The sequence below is a fragment of the Niveispirillum sp. genome (assembly GCF_017996735.1).
Classification (GTDB): Bacteria; Pseudomonadota; Alphaproteobacteria; order Azospirillales; family Azospirillaceae; genus Niveispirillum.
Map to the genome: position 1 here is coordinate 1 of NZ_JAGOGJ010000151.1, position 14,794 is coordinate 14,794.

Here is a 14,794-nt window from a genome sequence, read left to right on the forward strand (position 1 = left end):
GGATAACGGCATCCACTATATCTTCGGCCTGACCGGCTCCAGGCCGCTCAAGGCCAAGGTAGAGGCCGCCGCCGATACCGTGCGCACCAACCGCGCCGTGGAGGACAAGGACGCCGTGCGCGGCTTTGCCGAGGCCATCCACAAGGCGGGATCATGGAAAAGACAGCGCCGCGTCGTCGCCCGCATCGAGGCCACCCGCCTCGGCCTGGATATCCGCTTTGTGGTCACCAACCTGGATATCGGCACGCCGGAATGGCTGTATGAGAGCCTCTATTGTGCCCGCGGACAGGCCGAGAACCTGATCAAGCTGCACAAGACCCAATTGGCGTCTGATCGCACCAGTTGCCGATCCCCGCTGGCCAATCAGGTCCGCCTGTTCCTGCACACCGCGGCTTATTGGCTGATGCTCACCGTCCGCGATGCCGTCCCTCGCCAAAATCCCCTTGCCAGGGCCGAGTTCGCAACCCTCAGACTACGGCTGCTCAAAATCGCCGCCCGCGTCATCGAGACAACCAGCCGCGTCCGCATCGCCTTTGCAGCATCATGCCCCGAAGCACCCCTGTTCCGCGGCTTGGCATTCGCGCTCAAGCCGGCACCGGCATGAGCAACGGGACGGCGTGTCCCGGCAAACCCACAACCCAGAAACCCCAACCCAAAAATCAAGATAATACCGCGCTATTCGCGCCACCCTGGCATGCACCTACAGACAGGAGACCGTCGCTCAGATCATGTCCGGTGAATAAGACGGGCTAGGTACCGAGATCAGTCGCCTTTCTCGGCAGATCTACGGCAGTGCCGAGCCGCCGGACCTTCTGTATGAGGCCTGGGAGATGCGTAGGCTTGACCCACTGGTAGCTTTTGGTCTGTCCGGCTCACGCTTGACTGCTTTCGATCGCAGCCTGGAGGCGGAATTCGACAAAGTAGAGGAGGCCAAGAAGAACCAAAGAGCCTTCGAACTCTTCACCCGTTATCATGGTGCGCTGGGCCATGGCGATGTGGTCAACCGTAGCGCAGAGAAGATCGCGATCGACTGCGAGGCAATGGAAGAACCCCTGAATTCGGAGCAGATTCGGTTGTTGCAGGATTGTGTTTTGAAAAAAATCAGCATGCGCGGCATTGTCCTTGAAACACTACCCACCAGCAATGTTCGGATCAGCGTATACCGTTCCTATGCGGAACATCACATTTTCCGTTGGCTAGGCCTAAGAGGCCAGGGTGAAAAAATGAACATTTGTGTAGGTTCAGACGACCCAGGCATCTTTGCAACTAACCTCCGCAATGAATACGCGCACCTACTCAGAGAACTTGACCGGCAGTGTGCTGGTACCGATCGTGACCCCTTGGCTGAGTTGAAGAGGTTGATCGAGAACGGAAAAATTTGGCGGTTCCAATGCAATTAAAGCAGGGGCACCATATCTTTCAGGACCGTAGATGATGACCTTATGACCGAGACAGGCTGCACGCCGGAAATCGGCCCACTGTCGCTCCCGTCCGTCAAACGGAGGTTTGATGGGCGAGCCGAAATGGCCGCTTTCGCCGTGACCCAACCGAAACCCGCCCGTCCGCTTTCGGCCCCGAACACTACAATCAGGTCGGTCTGGCTGATCTTCATCCCCCCTCCCCGAACCGCCACACCGGCACGCCCATCTTATGGGCCTTGTCGGCGAGGTTCTGGGTGATGCCGGAACCTGGAAAAGCTATGAGGCCGATCGGTAGGGTTTCCAACATCTGGTCGTTGCGGCGAAAGGGGGCCGCCTTTTTGTGGCGGGTCCAGTCGGGCTTGTAGACGATCTGGGGAACGCGACGGTTCTCGGCCCAGCAAGCGGCGATGCGTTCGGCACCCTTGGCCGTCACCGTCGTCGCCTCGCCGATATCATATTCGGCCGTCAGGTAGCCGACCTGCTTGTTGCTGTCGGAATGGTCGTAGAAATAGTCCCGCCACTGTCCCGACGCCACGGCCCGCACGCGCAGCGTCTTCTCCGCGTTCACGGCCCCGGTCACATCGGCCATGGCCCGGAAATTGTCCCAGGAGCCATAAGAAACGGTACCCGTGGCCGCGAAATCCGCCTTGGCGCGCTTGGTCACCATATTGACCGTGCCGCCGGGATTGGGATCGGTGCCCATCAGCATGCCAGCCGTGCCGCGCAGCACCTCCACCCGGTCATAGATGGACAGGTCGAACTGCTGGTTACCGCTCAAGGCATTGTAGGACGGGATGCCGTTATACATGGCATTCATGCCATAGCCGCGGGAATTGTACTGGGCCTGCGTGCCATCATTGGGAATGGCGGTGACGCCGGTCGCCTGCGACAGCGCGTCATAGAGCGTGACCATGTTCCAGTCATCCATCACCTGACGGGTGATGACGGAAACGGAACTGGGGATTTCCTTGATCGATACGGCTTCCTTACCCATCAGGGTGGCGGCAGAACTGGTGTAGGAGCCGGTCCCGTCCGTTTCGGCCGCCGTCGGTGCGGCGCCGGAACGGACGCTGTCGGTGACGGAAATGCGCGGCAGCGCCACTGTCTCGTCCGTCTTGTCCTGCGCCGCCGCCAGGGTCGCATGCGCCATCAGGGCGGACAGCGACAGGCCGGCCAGGATCATCCGGCGGAAAGAAAATCGGTTATTCATGATGCCCCCAGGGGATTGTTCTGATTGATTGGTTGGTCGGGTGCCGGCCTTGCCGTCACCGCGCGAACGGGTCGGCGAAGCGGGGATTGGTCAGCAATTCCCGGTCGGTCAGGGTTTTCAAAAAGGCGATGATGTCGGCGCGTTCGGCGGGTGTCAGGTCGATGGCGGCGATCAGGTCGCTTTTGTGCGGGTTCAACCGCCCATCCCCGGCATCCGGACCGCTTTGCGTGACGCGGCCTCCGGCGGCGTAATTGTCCAGCACCTGTTCCAGGCTGGCCACGCCGCCATCATGCATATAGGGGCCGGTCACCTCGACATTACGAAGGCTCGGCGCGCGGAAGGCACCGTGATCGGCCTGCTTGCCCGTGTGCTCGAACAGGCCTTCATTGCCCAGCGGATAGGCGCCCTTGCCGTCAACGTTGAACTGTCCGGTATTGTGGAAGGGCAGATCGACGACGCGGCTTCTGACATGCCGGATCTGGTCATTGAAATTGAAGCTGCCATGGCAGTGGAAACATTCCGCCTTCTCCCCGAAAAACAGGGTGAGCCCCCGTTCCTCGGCGGCACTCAATTCCGCCTCCCCGCGCAGATACTGGTCATAGCGGGAATTGAAGGAAGTGATCGCCCGCTGGAAGCTGGCGATGGCCTTGATGATGGTGGCGAAACCCAGCGGCTCTCCCGGATAGGCATCGGCAAAGCCCGCCTGATAGAGCGGGTCGGCCTTAATCCTTTCCAGGATTTCCGGGCGGTTGGCATCGTTGATGCCCATCTCCACGGGATGCTCGCCGAACAGGGGCACCTCCATCTGGCGTTCCAGCGTGACCAGGGCCGGGTTCGCCCAGGTCAGGGTCGGCGCCCAAGCGACATTGGCCAGCCCCTGCGGGTTACGGGCCGTCGCCTCCCCCGTCGTACCGATGCCCAGCACCTTGCCATCGGTGAAGGCCAGATGCTGGAGATGGCAACTGGCGCAGGACAGGTTGCCCCCGCCCGACAGGCGCACGTCATAGAACAGGCGGCGGCCAAGCTGGAACCGGGCCTCGCTCATCGCATTGTCGTCGGGCACCACCGGCGGCGGCACATCGGCCGGCAGGTTCCAGACCCAGGCCGGTTCCGCCGCTGACGCCGGGGATGCCAACGCCGACATTCCCAGCAGAAAGACCGCCGCCAGCCACCTCACGGCCGCACCGCCTTGATGAAGCGCTGCCCTTCCGGCAACGGTTGCCCGCCATCGACGCCGCCCTCCACCGTGGGTTTCAGGCGCAGGCCCATCACCTGGAAGAGGACGGTGCAGTCGGGATCGCTGGGGCCGCTCATGCAACCGACAGCCCCGCCGCCGTCGCGCGTTAGATCGGTGCCGGCGAACAGGGCCTTCAGGTCGATATCGATCACATCGCGCGCCGGGTCGAACCTTTCCAGCCGCACGGGGATGCGGTTGGATGCCGCGCAGGTGACGGTTTCCCCCTTTACCGGGTCACCCTTGCAGCCACTGGACCCCAGATGCAGGTTCCAGGCGCCGGTCGGCGTGCCGTTGGGGCGCTGCACCCCGCCCTGGGGCAGCAATTCAATCTTAATGAACTTGCGGCCCGCCTGCCAACTCCAGCCCATGGCCGTCAGGTCGAACGGCGCCGGCGCCTTTTCGTAAGCGCTGTGGTTCAGGGCCGGTGGCACGCCGATGGTGAAAACCACGCCCGTATAATCATCCGCCGGCACCGTGCCGGTGATCCGGTCGTTAAGGTCCGGTGTGCCGGTGCAGCCCTGCGTCGCATCCTCGAAATCCAGCAGGGCCGTACCCTGATGCTGCCAGACATTCTGGTCCAGCATGACCGGCACCACCCGCCCCGCCTTGTCGATCAGCGCCACCTCCGACACGAACAGCCGCGCATCGCGCACCTGCACCGGCACGGCGGCGATACCGGCAATATCCCGGCCGCACGCCGCGTCCATCGCGAAGCGCAGGGTGACGGGCCGGTCGCCCTTGGGCGGCGGCGTGGCGCAACCGGCCAGTGCCAGGATCGTCGTCAGCGCCAAGACCTGCGCCATAGATGTATGCAACTTCAACATGATGCGAACTCCTTATCAGTAAGGCTGTACGGGCATGGCGATGGCAAAGCCGGCGCGGTGCAGGCTGCGGCCCAGCGCCTCGGCAAAGGCCTCCCGCTCCTTGGGTGTCAGGTCGGCGGCGAAACACAGGCGCTGTGACCGGCTGTGCAGTTCCAGGCGGCGGCAATGGCCGGCACCGTCGCGCACCCGCACCAGCCGCAACCCGAACAGAGGCAGCGTGTCGGCACAGCCCGGCCCGCCCTTCCAATGGCGTTCAAGACGCAATTGCCCGCCTTGCACCACCACCCGCTCCGAACGCTCGCGTGCCCGGCGGACGGCGATGAAGGCGGCCAGCAGGAAGACAAGGTTCCCGGTCAGGAACAGGATCGCCCACCAGAGGCCGGCGGCCATCAGGGCCAGATCGACCAGACAGACGACGGCGAGCGTGACAGCCATAAAGGTGGAGAAACCACGCTCGCCCAGGGAGGCCGGCGGGGTGATGATGGCATCAAACAAGGGCCTTTCGTCCACCGGCTCTGCAGCGGCGGAGAAAGGCAGCGACATTCCAGGGGTCATGGTGGATTCCACGGTCGAAAGGATGGAACGGTTCCCCGCCCATCCCCTTGGGATCAGACGTTGGAACCCGGAAGCAATGACGGGGAGGTGACGGCCGGCGGCCCCCGCGCATGGGCGCGATCAAGACCGAAAGGGGCTGGGTCGGCGTCGGTGATCCAGACCAGCCTGGACAGCACCCATTCGACCGGTACGGACAGGGCGGGAGCTGACACCGCCCCCAGATTAGCGAAGCCGGCCGCCGCGAACAGGCAAGGCACCTGGGCATGCGTGGTGTGACCACCCTGCCCGCCGTCCGGTGACAGGGCGCGTTCGCCCTGCGGGGTGCAGATGGTGACCAGCGATCCGGCATCGGCGGCAAAATCCGGCATGATGCCCGGTGCCAACAGGGCGCGCAGGCCGAACGCCAGCAACAGCAGCCATGCCATGGCTGCGGCCGCTCCCCCTTCGCCTTTCTCTCGCCTCTGCCGGATCATCGCTTCTTTCTATAGTCTCTGGCCGTCCGCCACCTTGCGGCACATCAATGGGGTCACACGAAATCGGATTCTGCCACCTGCCTTTCGCGCCATGCAGGCCCCTCCCGGCCGCAACGACGCAACCGGAAGCCTGACCTGCGGGCGATCAGAAGGATGCCGTTCCCTTGACACCAAGGGTGCGGGGAACGGCACGGGTGGCGAAATTCACCGGATTTGGAAATATCTCTCCACGCTCGTTCAGCAGATTGTCGACGTAAACGCCAACGCTGTATTTCTCCCAATCAAGGGCGGCGCTGACATTCACCAGATCCAATCGTTCACCAGCCGCCGTCAGGTTGGCGGTGCGCTGGGAGAAACGGGAAGCCCCCCGCCGGTTGTAATCGGCACGCAGCCGCCCGGTCAGGTCCGCCGCAAAATCGGTCGAACTTTCGATGAAGAAGGCGAGATTGGATTTCGGGATATAGTTCAGCCGGTCCCCTTCGGCATAGGCGCTGCGAGGGGCCACGGAGACGATCTCCGTATCGAGCAGGGCCCCGCTGGCACCCAGGGCGAACCCGTCGACCGGACGCAGTTCCAATGACCAGTCCAGACCCTTGATATGGGCGCGACCGACATTGCCTGTATAGCCGAGACCAACGGAATTGGCGATCGTCGATACCTGCATGTCATTATACCGGCTGACAAAACCGGCCACTTCACCGTTCAGCAGCCCGTCAAGGGCCCGGAACTTGGTGCCGATCTCATAACTCCACAGTTTTTCCGGCCCAAAGGAGGGTGGCAGGGCGGGATTGACGACATTGAACCCACCGCTGCGGAAGCCCTTTGCCACACTGGCAAAGATATTCCAGCCCTCTTCCAGCTTGTAGGATAGATGGATACGCGGATCGACGGAATCGAAACGCTTGTCGGCTTGCGCCGCCGCGGGGGCCTTCTCCTTGTCGGTGAAGTAACGCAGGCCGCCGCCGATCTCCAGCCGATCAGTCAGATCGAAGCTGGTATTCGCGTAGGCCGACCAGCTATCCGATTTGATCGTGGCGATGTTGGGAATATTCACGCTGTTGGCCGTGGTGCCGTTGGCGGGGCCCATCAGATAAAGCGTGTTGATGGAACTGAAATCCCCATGGCGATACAGCCCACCGAAGGCCCAGTGCCAACGGTCCACATTACCGGAGGTCAGGCGCATTTCTGCGCTTTGCGCCTTGTCGTGATTGTCGAACCGCAAGAACCGGCCCATACCCGCGAACGGGCTGTAGAAGGCACCCCTGGAAAGGTTACGGAAGGCAGAGCCGACCGCCAGCAGCTCCACGCCCCCCAGGTCCCAATTGGCCGTCAGGCTGTACAGCTCATGGTCATTCTTCGCGGATTGCACCGCATCGGGTGCGAAGGGCGGCAGGATCAGGTTGCCGTCGGCATTCTCGCCATTATTCAAGGAACCCACATCATTGCGATGGACCTGCACCATCGGGGTCAAGGACAGGGTCTCGGTCACCTTGATCAAACCCTTGATCCGGGCATCGAACAGCTCGCCATCATTGATATTTTTGCGGCCGGCCGTCGGCGCGTCGATCCAGCCGCCGAAATTCTCATAAGTCCCGGAAACCCGCAGGGCCACCTTGCTGTTCACCGGCACATTGGTGATGCCGGTGAAGCGCTGGGACAGCGCACCATCCTTCGTGCTGCTGACATCGGCACCAGCTGTCAGGCTAGTCTCGCCGATGACGGGGTTCCTGGTCAGAAACCGCACCGTTCCGCCCAACGAGCCCTGACCATAAAGCGTACCCTGCGGCCCGTTCAGCACCTCAATCCGCTCGATATCCAGAACACGCACATCCAGGGGACGCCCAAGCGGGCCGTCAGCGGCAACCTCATCCAGATAGATGCCGACTTGCGGGAAGTTCCCGCCACCATCGCCGATGCCACGCAGCATGGCCCGGTTCTGCGCCATGCCGGTGACGACATTGATCAGCTCGGGGACAGCGAAGGAAAGATCCTGCATCGTGGTGATGCGACGGCTGGTTATATCTGCGGAATCCAGCCTGTTGATCGTGATGGGAACATCGATCAGCCGTTCCACGCGCCGCTGGGCCGTCACGATGATCTCGTCGATACCGGCGGCGTCATTCGCCGGTTCCTGCGCAAAAGCAGGCTGGGTGAAGGGCAGAGCCCAAAGCAAAGCGATAGTCGAATAGGACGATTTCATCATCTGCCCCGAAGATTGTGTCCGAAGATCGCCACAGATTGATCCGTGGCCGGAATGCCTGGTCTGGCTGCGGGCTGCGCCGATCCATGAAACGCGTCCCCCATGACGGGGCGGCGGTTGGCAGGGCCGATGGCGGCGCAGGTCACTGTGAACCTGTCCATCAACAGTGGACGAGGGTCATAGCGATGTCCGTGACACGAGCACCGATGCCGTTATATGGAAATTGAGGAGAAAAGCCCGTATCAGGCCAGGGCGGGCGGTGCCCGCGCGGCAGGCAGTGCGCAGGCAAGACGCCTGGCGGCCTGCACAATGTCCGGCAGCCGGTACGGCACATTCCGGGGCGACAGCCAGAGCAGCAGCACTATAGCGGCCAACAATGGCAGAGCGTTTGCCAGCATGGCAAAGGCGCAGAGACCGTCCTGATGCGTGTCGGCGGGCGCCTGTCCGCCATCCGGATCAACGATGGTCAGGTCACCAGTGCCCGAACAGACGATCAGAAAGCCTGTACCTTCCCCCATGCCGAAATCAGGCATGTAACCGCCGGGGATCATACCGCGCAGCAAAAGGGCGCACAGCAGCATCATGCCGGCCAGCCGCCGCATGCCGAATGCTCCGCCCCTGTGTCCGCGCGTGTCCATACGCCTCTTGTGATGGCATTTGTCAGCAGGGTCAACAACCCCGCCTGCGGCATTTGCTTCCATCACCGCCGGACCCTGTGAAGAACGATCCATCTCAATGCTCGTGCCCCGGCAGCCGCTGTCGGGTCAGGGGATGAACCGTAAGCACCACATCGACCCTGCCAGCCTGTTCAAACGTGAGCGTCACCGGCACGCTGTCACCCGCCACAAAGGGAGCGTAAAGGCCGCTGAACATCAGGTGAAAGGTGCCCGGTTCCAGCACCACCCTGCCGCCATGCGGGATCGGCAGTGCCTCCAGCCTGCGCATGCGGGCGATATCATCCTCCAGGATCGATGCATGCAGCGTCACACGCTCGGCCCAGGGGCTGCTGACAGCCACCAGCCTGTCATCAACCGGCTGATTGTTGACGATCACCATGTATCCGGCACCGGTCGCGGCACTGCCGGGCATTGCCGGTGCCCAGGGATCAGCGATGCCAATCGGGCCTTCCACCTGGAATTGCCCTTGATGAGCATGCATGGCGGCGCTTGCCCCATGCGGCGACAGATAGGTGGTGACATAGGCCGTCGTCGCGATGACACCGACAAACAGCAGCAGTTCCGCCGCGATCATCCATCGCAGCCAGACACGCGCCTTTGGCCTGACGGCCAGGCGCGGCGTGAGGATCAGCTTATTGATCCCGGCCAGCATGAGCAGGCCGCCGGCCAGGGCCAGCTTGGTCATCAGACCGCGCGGATAGGCCAGCGTCGGCTCGAACCGGAACTCCAGCAGCAAGGCGCTGGTCATCAGGGCCGCGGCAAGGAGAAGGCTCACGACGACCATGGCCTGACGGCTGAACCGGCCGACCAGATCGGCGAACCTATCGGCCGGAAACGTGTGCGCGGCGACCAGCAATATCCATAATCCGCCAAACCACCAGGCCCCTGCCGTCACATGCAGCACCACCGTCACCGATGTCTGCAAGCCGTGCGATGCGGAATGGCCGACAACGCCGAACGCCACAAGGATCAGCAGCGCACCGGCCAATGCGACAGCGCGTTTCGCGTATACCGCCACCCACAGTCCGCCGATCATTTGCAGACCCAGCGCCGCACCCAGCGGCGACAGAAATATGGCTTTCAGGGTCGTGGAACTCCCGTCGCCACCCAGACGCAGAAAGAACAGCAGCGCCGTGGCCCAGGCGGTAACCAAGAGCACCAGCCCGGCCCACCGCGTCAACCCGAGGGTCGCCGGTACCGCCGGCAGGCGGCGCGCAAGCGATGCGCGTGCCATCACAGTCCCGGCGGCGGTCAGCGCCGCCGCATAGCCCACAGCCTTGAAGAGGGCGGCAACCGCGTCGAACATGTCAGGGCTTGGGCGCGCGCATTATCAGAATGATGCTGCCTTCGATGACATGTCCATCGCGCGACAGCGCCCGCCAGCGCACTTCGTTGCGGCCACGGATGAATTCCGGCTTCAGCGCTTCGAATGTCAACGCGCTGCCCGACGGTGTGAAGGGCAGGCTGCGCTCGCCGTCGGTATTGACCAGGGTCAGCGACGTCAGCGATGCCGCTTCCAGGAAGGTCAGCGTCAATATTGGCGGCGACTGGGTCAGGACGCTGCCGCTTGCGGGATCGGAGCTGCGCAGCGTGGTATGCGCTTCAACGGCCACGGGGATTGCCAGCAACAGGGCGGCAACCGCCATCTTGAACAGTTTCGTCATTTGCCTCGTCCTTTCGGGATCAGGAAACCGGTGATGGTGGGGGGCTGAAACGGCGGACCAGCCGATCAATGGCCAGCACAAGCAGCAGCGAAGCGCCGAACAGCGGCAGCAGCAGCGCCAGCACAATGAGCGTGATGACCATCCAGCGCTGGGTGGCGCCCGCGATGGCCTTTGGGGCGCCCGATGTGCCGCGCGGCCGGCGCTTCAGCCACATGGTGACACCCAGGATGCTGACCGTGATGAGCGCGATTGCGGTCAGCACGCCGATCAACTGGTTGATCCAGCCGAACAACTGCCCCTCATGCCAGGCCACGCCCGTATTCACGATCCGGTCGATGATATGCTGGTCGGCGAAACCGCGCCGTCCCGTCTCCAGGCCGGTCGCCGGATCATAAGTCACCTGCCGCCCCAGCCAACGGTTCTGCGCCTCGGACTTGACCGTCCAGACATCGCCGGTCGGCGGCCCGAAACGCTGCGGCGCGTGCGGTGGCAACACCACCACGGGGAAAGCCATCTGCTCCGCTTCTGCCCTGGCAACAAAGCTGGACAAGGACAGGCCCGGCTGTTCCGAAGCGGGCGGCATCGCGGACGGTGCCGCGTCATGATGGCCGGCGTGGCCGCCACCGGCACCGACCTTCCAGTCCTGTTGCCCCTTGGTCAGGCCAAGCTCAGTTCGCGCCCAGGTGAAGGCCCCGCCCCATGCGCCGGCCCAGGGCAGACCGCTGGCCAACATGACCAGGACGAGCCCCGCGATCCAGAAGCCGGTGACGCGATGGATATCCTTGAACAGGGGCCGTCCCTTCAGCGACAGCCGGGGATAGAGCGTGCCCGCCGCGCTGAACGGGCGGGGCCACCAGAGATAAAGCCCGGTCAGGATCATCACGATGGTCCAGCTCGCGGCCAGTTCGACCAGCCAGTCGCCCCAGCGGCCCAGCAGCAAGGTGCCATGGATGCGCGACACGATGTCGGCCAGACGCGCACCGGGTTCCAGGCTGCCCAGCACCGCACCCTGCGGCGACACGAAGACCTGCCGCTTGCCGCCATCCGTTGTCGCGATCTGGATCATGGCGGCATCGCCGGCCTGGCGCGGCAGGCGATAATTCTCGAACAGGGCACCCGGGCTCGCGGCCAGCACGGCCGCGAGCTGGGCCTCGGGCGAGACCGCCCCCTGCGTGCCCAGCCCCAGCCAGGCCCTTTCCTCCCACCGCTCGATCTGCGGCTTGAACAGATAGATAGCACCGGTGAGCGACAGGATGAGGATGAAGGGCAGCACGAACAGGCCGGCATAAAAATGCCAGCGCCAGATCGTGGCATAGGACCGGGGCCCGCTCATCGGCCACCCGCCCCGAAGCGATAGGCAACGCGCAGGCTGATGGTGCGCGGCTCCCCGACCAGCACCCGGCTCTCGGTGTTGAGCGAGTAACGCGAGGCGTTGTCGGTGAAATAATAGGTCTTGTCGAACAGGTTGGTCAGCGTGGCATCGATACGGAATGCCCCGATCTCGGTACCAGCCCCCAGGTCGAACACGGCATAGTCGGGCAGCGTCACCGCACCGCCATTGATCATCTTACGCGCGCCCACGTAATTTCCGGAGGCACGAAACTCAACTTCCCCGATCTGCACGCGGGTCGTCCCGGTGAAAGTGTGTTTCGGCGTTTCGGCAAGGCGCCCCCCCACGGCGGCCGGGTCACTGGATTTGGAGATTTCCGCGTCAAGATAGGCATAGCCGCCCTGGAGGTACCAGCCTGCCACCGGCGACCATTCCCCTTCCAGCTCGAAGCCGCGCGTGCGGAACTGGCCATCCTGCACGGAGAAGCCGGCATTGGCGGGATCGGTAACGCCAACATTGTCGCGCCGGACCTGAAAGGCCGAGATGCTGGCGCGGACATTGTCGCGCACGATGCGCAGGCCGGCCTCGGCCTGATCCGACGTCTCGGGCTTGAATGGCGTACCATCGACCTTGCGGTGGCCGGTGACGGCACCCAGGTCGTATCCGGTATTGTAGCCGCCAAACAGCGAAACCCCGCCGCCCAGGGCATAGGCCGTGCCAAGCTGCCAACTCGTGTTCTTGAGCTTCATCCTGTCAGACGTGCTGAAAAAGGCGGTGGTGAAGCTGTTATCATTGGTGGAATCGGAATGGCGGATGCCGGCCACCACATGCCAGGCATCGGTCAGCGCGATCTGGTCCTGCGCGTAAAGGGCTGCACCCTCAAGCTGCGCGCGTGCCGTGAAGCCGAAATTGCTGGTCGGTGCGCCGCAGCCATGGACCGGCGCGAACACATCGATGGGCCCCACGCCACAGGGCACCACCGGCTGCATCGTGAACGGCACATCATCATGATTATATTCGATGCCGAACAGCGGCGTGTGGCGGATGCCACCGGTCATCACCTCCCCCGCCAGATCAAGCTGGGCAACGTAGAATTTGTCATTCTCGCCGGCATTGCGGCCGGTGCGGGGGATCAGCGTCAGACTGCCGGCGGCCGGTTGGCCCAACTCCGTCGAGCGGCCAGTATTGTTCCACTCGCTATATTGAAAACGCGGCGTCAGGGTCCATGACCCGCCCAGATCCACATCGACCCAGGCCTGGACCAGCGGCGCATCATTTTCCTGCAGATTGTAGGAGGGTTCGCCCAGGAAGGTCGAACGCTTGACCCTGGCGACACCATTGCCGATCACGGTGCCGACCGTGGGCAGGCCCGGATTGTTCAGCGTCTCACGATGCAGATATTCGGCGACGAGGTGCGCCGAAACCGAATTCCAGGGCTTCCAGGCCAGTGCCAGCCCGACATTCTCGCGGTCCAGGTCGAGATGATCGACGAACGAGCCGGAGCGTTCGATCTCCCCGGTCAGGCGGATGGCCAGCGTGTCGGCGATGGGGCCGCTGACATCGGCAGTAACCATCTTTTGATCATACATGCCGCCGGTCAGCGCTACCGAGCTTTCAAAGGCATCCGTCGGCTGCTTGGTGATTATGGAGATGATGCCGCCCACCCCGGACTGGCCATACAGCACCCCGGACGGTCCCTTCAGCACCTCGATCCGCCCGATATTGGACAGTGCCGACGGGTCGGTGCCATCATAGAAGCGCTGGTAGATGCCATTGCGGATCTGCTGCGGTGAAAACCCCCGGATACGGAGCGTGTTGCCGCCATAGCCGGAGACACGATTGCGCGCGACGGTCGCCGACGGAACGGCACGCAACGCATCCTCGACGCTGCGGGCACCGCTACCGATCAGGTCGTCAGCATCGATCACCTGGATGCTCTGCGGCACCTGATCGATCGGGATGCCGGACTTGACGCCGAAGCCCGTGACCTTGGTACCGGTGACGACAATTTCGTCATCGCCCAGACGGTCCTGCGCAGCGGCCGACGGAACGACAAGACACCCGACAAGGGCGAGACAAGAGACTCTCATGGAGACTATTTCCTTGAAACATTCATGATGGAAACCGTCTGGCGGTCACCATGCTGATGGTCGGTGCGCAGACGATGGTCGATACCTCGCCCGGCAGCGTCACGCCGACCCGCAATGCCATTGAATCCAGGCTGAAGCGCCTTGTGGCAGACGGTCGGATTGAAATGTGGGGAATATGGGACAGAGCCCTGTTGGTCGGACCGGGGCATACGCCTGCCCGGCAACCGATATCCGCCCGTACAGCCGCGATCAGTCGCTCGCTGGCGGCCCCCTGGTCGGCGGCCAAAGATAGGCCGGGGCTAAGGGCACAAGCACCAAAACCGGGCGCAGTCCAAGCGCCAAGATGAACAGGATGGCCGCAGCCAGCACAACCGGATCGGCCGCCGCGAGAGACGAAGCCGACAAGCCGGTGAACGCGCAAGGCTGTTCGCTCTTGCCGGAATGCCCGCTGTCGTCCGTTTTGCTTTGCCCCGGAACAGAAAGCACCATCGGCCCCGCCCCTGAACAGATGCTGATGATCATCCGTCCATTATCGGCCACAGGCATGAATCCAGCCGGCACCACAAGCTTCATCAGCAGCGCCAGCAGCAAAAAGGCGACGGCGCTCAAGCGGTTGGTCTGGATAAGGCTGCGTAGCGAATGCACGGTTGTCGCCTTACCTTCTCTTCAGGCTTCTGTCATGCGGGTCGCAGAATGCCTACGGCAGCAACCCAACGCAAGCGTTCCAGATCATAGGCCCCCCGCGAACTCCTGATCTCCGATATCCACCCACTACGACATCACCTACTCGAATTTTCCAGCAATGCCCGACCCATCGTCGTTTGTCGCTTTTGGCCCGAGACAATTCGGCCGCAGCGCTTGTGATGGCGCCACCTACGCCCAAATTCACTTTCTTCCGTTACCTATATGTTACCTGCGGGGTATGTGGTAGGTTGGCCCAGAAACGACAAAAGCCGTTGATCCTTATGGGGATCAACGGCTTAGCCATGGATGCGGGGGCAGGATTTGAACCTGCGGCCTTCAGGTTATGAGCCTGACGAGCTACCGGGCTGCTCCACCCCGCGTCAGAGGGGATATTTTCCCCAATTGGGAACGCCGGCCTTATGGGCCGGC

The 14,794-nt window shown here is 63.0% G+C and carries 14 protein-coding genes and 1 tRNA gene; 2 read left to right on the forward strand and 13 right to left on the reverse strand.

What is annotated here, in order from left to right; genetic code table 11:
- On the forward strand, positions 1-604 hold a 604-nt coding region (locus KBA48_RS28315), incomplete at its 5' end, for a transposase (protein WP_292912048.1).
- Between the two features lie 226 nt (positions 605-830).
- Positions 831-1,400, forward strand: a complete 570-nt coding sequence (locus KBA48_RS28320; RefSeq protein ID WP_292912049.1) for a hypothetical protein — start codon at positions 831-833, stop codon at positions 1,398-1,400.
- 208 nt (positions 1,401-1,608) lie between these two features.
- On the opposite strand, the gene KBA48_RS28325 is transcribed toward KBA48_RS28320, so the two are convergent.
- The 13 genes from KBA48_RS28325 to KBA48_RS28385 all read right to left on the reverse strand — a co-directional run bounded on the left by KBA48_RS28325 (position 1,609) and on the right by KBA48_RS28385 (position 14,745).
- On the reverse strand, positions 1,609-2,631 hold the full coding sequence (locus tag KBA48_RS28325) for a TonB-dependent receptor plug domain-containing protein (RefSeq protein WP_292912050.1): 1,023 nt from the start codon (positions 2,629-2,631) through the stop codon (positions 1,609-1,611).
- Positions 2,632-2,686: 55 nt separating this feature from the next.
- Positions 2,687-3,808, reverse strand: coding sequence for a methanobactin export MATE transporter MbnM (locus tag KBA48_RS28330; RefSeq protein ID WP_292912051.1), 1,122 nt, complete (start codon positions 3,806-3,808; stop codon positions 2,687-2,689).
- Positions 3,805-4,692: an MbnP family copper-binding protein gene (locus tag KBA48_RS28335; RefSeq protein WP_292912052.1), complete on the reverse strand. Its 888-nt coding sequence runs from the start codon at positions 4,690-4,692 to the stop codon at positions 3,805-3,807. The genes KBA48_RS28330 and KBA48_RS28335 overlap by 4 nt, the downstream gene beginning before the upstream one ends.
- Positions 4,693-4,707: 15 nt before the next feature.
- Positions 4,708-5,247 carry a DUF2244 domain-containing protein gene (locus KBA48_RS28340; RefSeq protein ID WP_292912053.1) on the reverse strand — a complete coding sequence of 180 codons (540 nt, stop codon included), beginning with the start codon at positions 5,245-5,247 and terminating at the stop codon, positions 4,708-4,710.
- 53 nt (positions 5,248-5,300) lie between these two features.
- Positions 5,301-5,672 carry a DUF2946 family protein gene (locus KBA48_RS28345; protein WP_292912054.1) on the reverse strand — a complete coding sequence of 124 codons (372 nt, stop codon included), beginning with the start codon at positions 5,670-5,672 and terminating at the stop codon, positions 5,301-5,303.
- A gap of 193 nt (positions 5,673-5,865) precedes the next feature.
- Positions 5,866-7,923: a TonB-dependent receptor gene (locus tag KBA48_RS28350; RefSeq protein WP_292912055.1), complete on the reverse strand. Its 2,058-nt coding sequence runs from the start codon at positions 7,921-7,923 to the stop codon at positions 5,866-5,868.
- 239 nt (positions 7,924-8,162) lie between these two features.
- Positions 8,163-8,522, reverse strand: a complete 360-nt coding sequence (locus tag KBA48_RS28355; RefSeq protein ID WP_292912056.1) for a DUF2946 family protein — start codon at positions 8,520-8,522, stop codon at positions 8,163-8,165.
- 130 nt (positions 8,523-8,652) lie between these two features.
- Positions 8,653-9,903 carry a copper chaperone PCu(A)C gene (locus KBA48_RS28360; protein ID WP_292912057.1) on the reverse strand — a complete coding sequence of 417 codons (1,251 nt, stop codon included), beginning with the start codon at positions 9,901-9,903 and terminating at the stop codon, positions 8,653-8,655.
- 1 nt (position 9,904) lies between these two features.
- Positions 9,905-10,261, reverse strand: a complete 357-nt coding sequence (locus KBA48_RS28365; protein WP_292912058.1) for a copper resistance CopC family protein — start codon at positions 10,259-10,261, stop codon at positions 9,905-9,907.
- 19 nt (positions 10,262-10,280) lie between these two features.
- The gene (locus KBA48_RS28370; protein ID WP_292912059.1) at positions 10,281-11,594 is read right to left on the reverse strand and encodes a PepSY domain-containing protein; all 1,314 of its coding nucleotides are present in this window, start codon (positions 11,592-11,594) and stop codon (positions 10,281-10,283) included.
- Positions 11,591-13,681 (reverse strand): TonB-dependent siderophore receptor, encoded by a 2,091-nt coding sequence (locus tag KBA48_RS28375; RefSeq protein WP_292912060.1) that lies wholly within the window; start codon positions 13,679-13,681, stop codon positions 11,591-11,593. Before KBA48_RS28375 ends, KBA48_RS28370 begins: the two co-directional genes overlap by 4 nt.
- A gap of 249 nt (positions 13,682-13,930) precedes the next feature.
- Positions 13,931-14,326 carry a DUF2946 family protein gene (locus tag KBA48_RS28380; RefSeq protein WP_292912061.1) on the reverse strand — a complete coding sequence of 132 codons (396 nt, stop codon included), beginning with the start codon at positions 14,324-14,326 and terminating at the stop codon, positions 13,931-13,933.
- A 342-nt stretch (positions 14,327-14,668) separates the two neighbouring features.
- A tRNA-Met gene (locus KBA48_RS28385) sits at positions 14,669-14,745 on the reverse strand.
- Positions 14,746-14,794 lie beyond the last annotated feature (49 nt).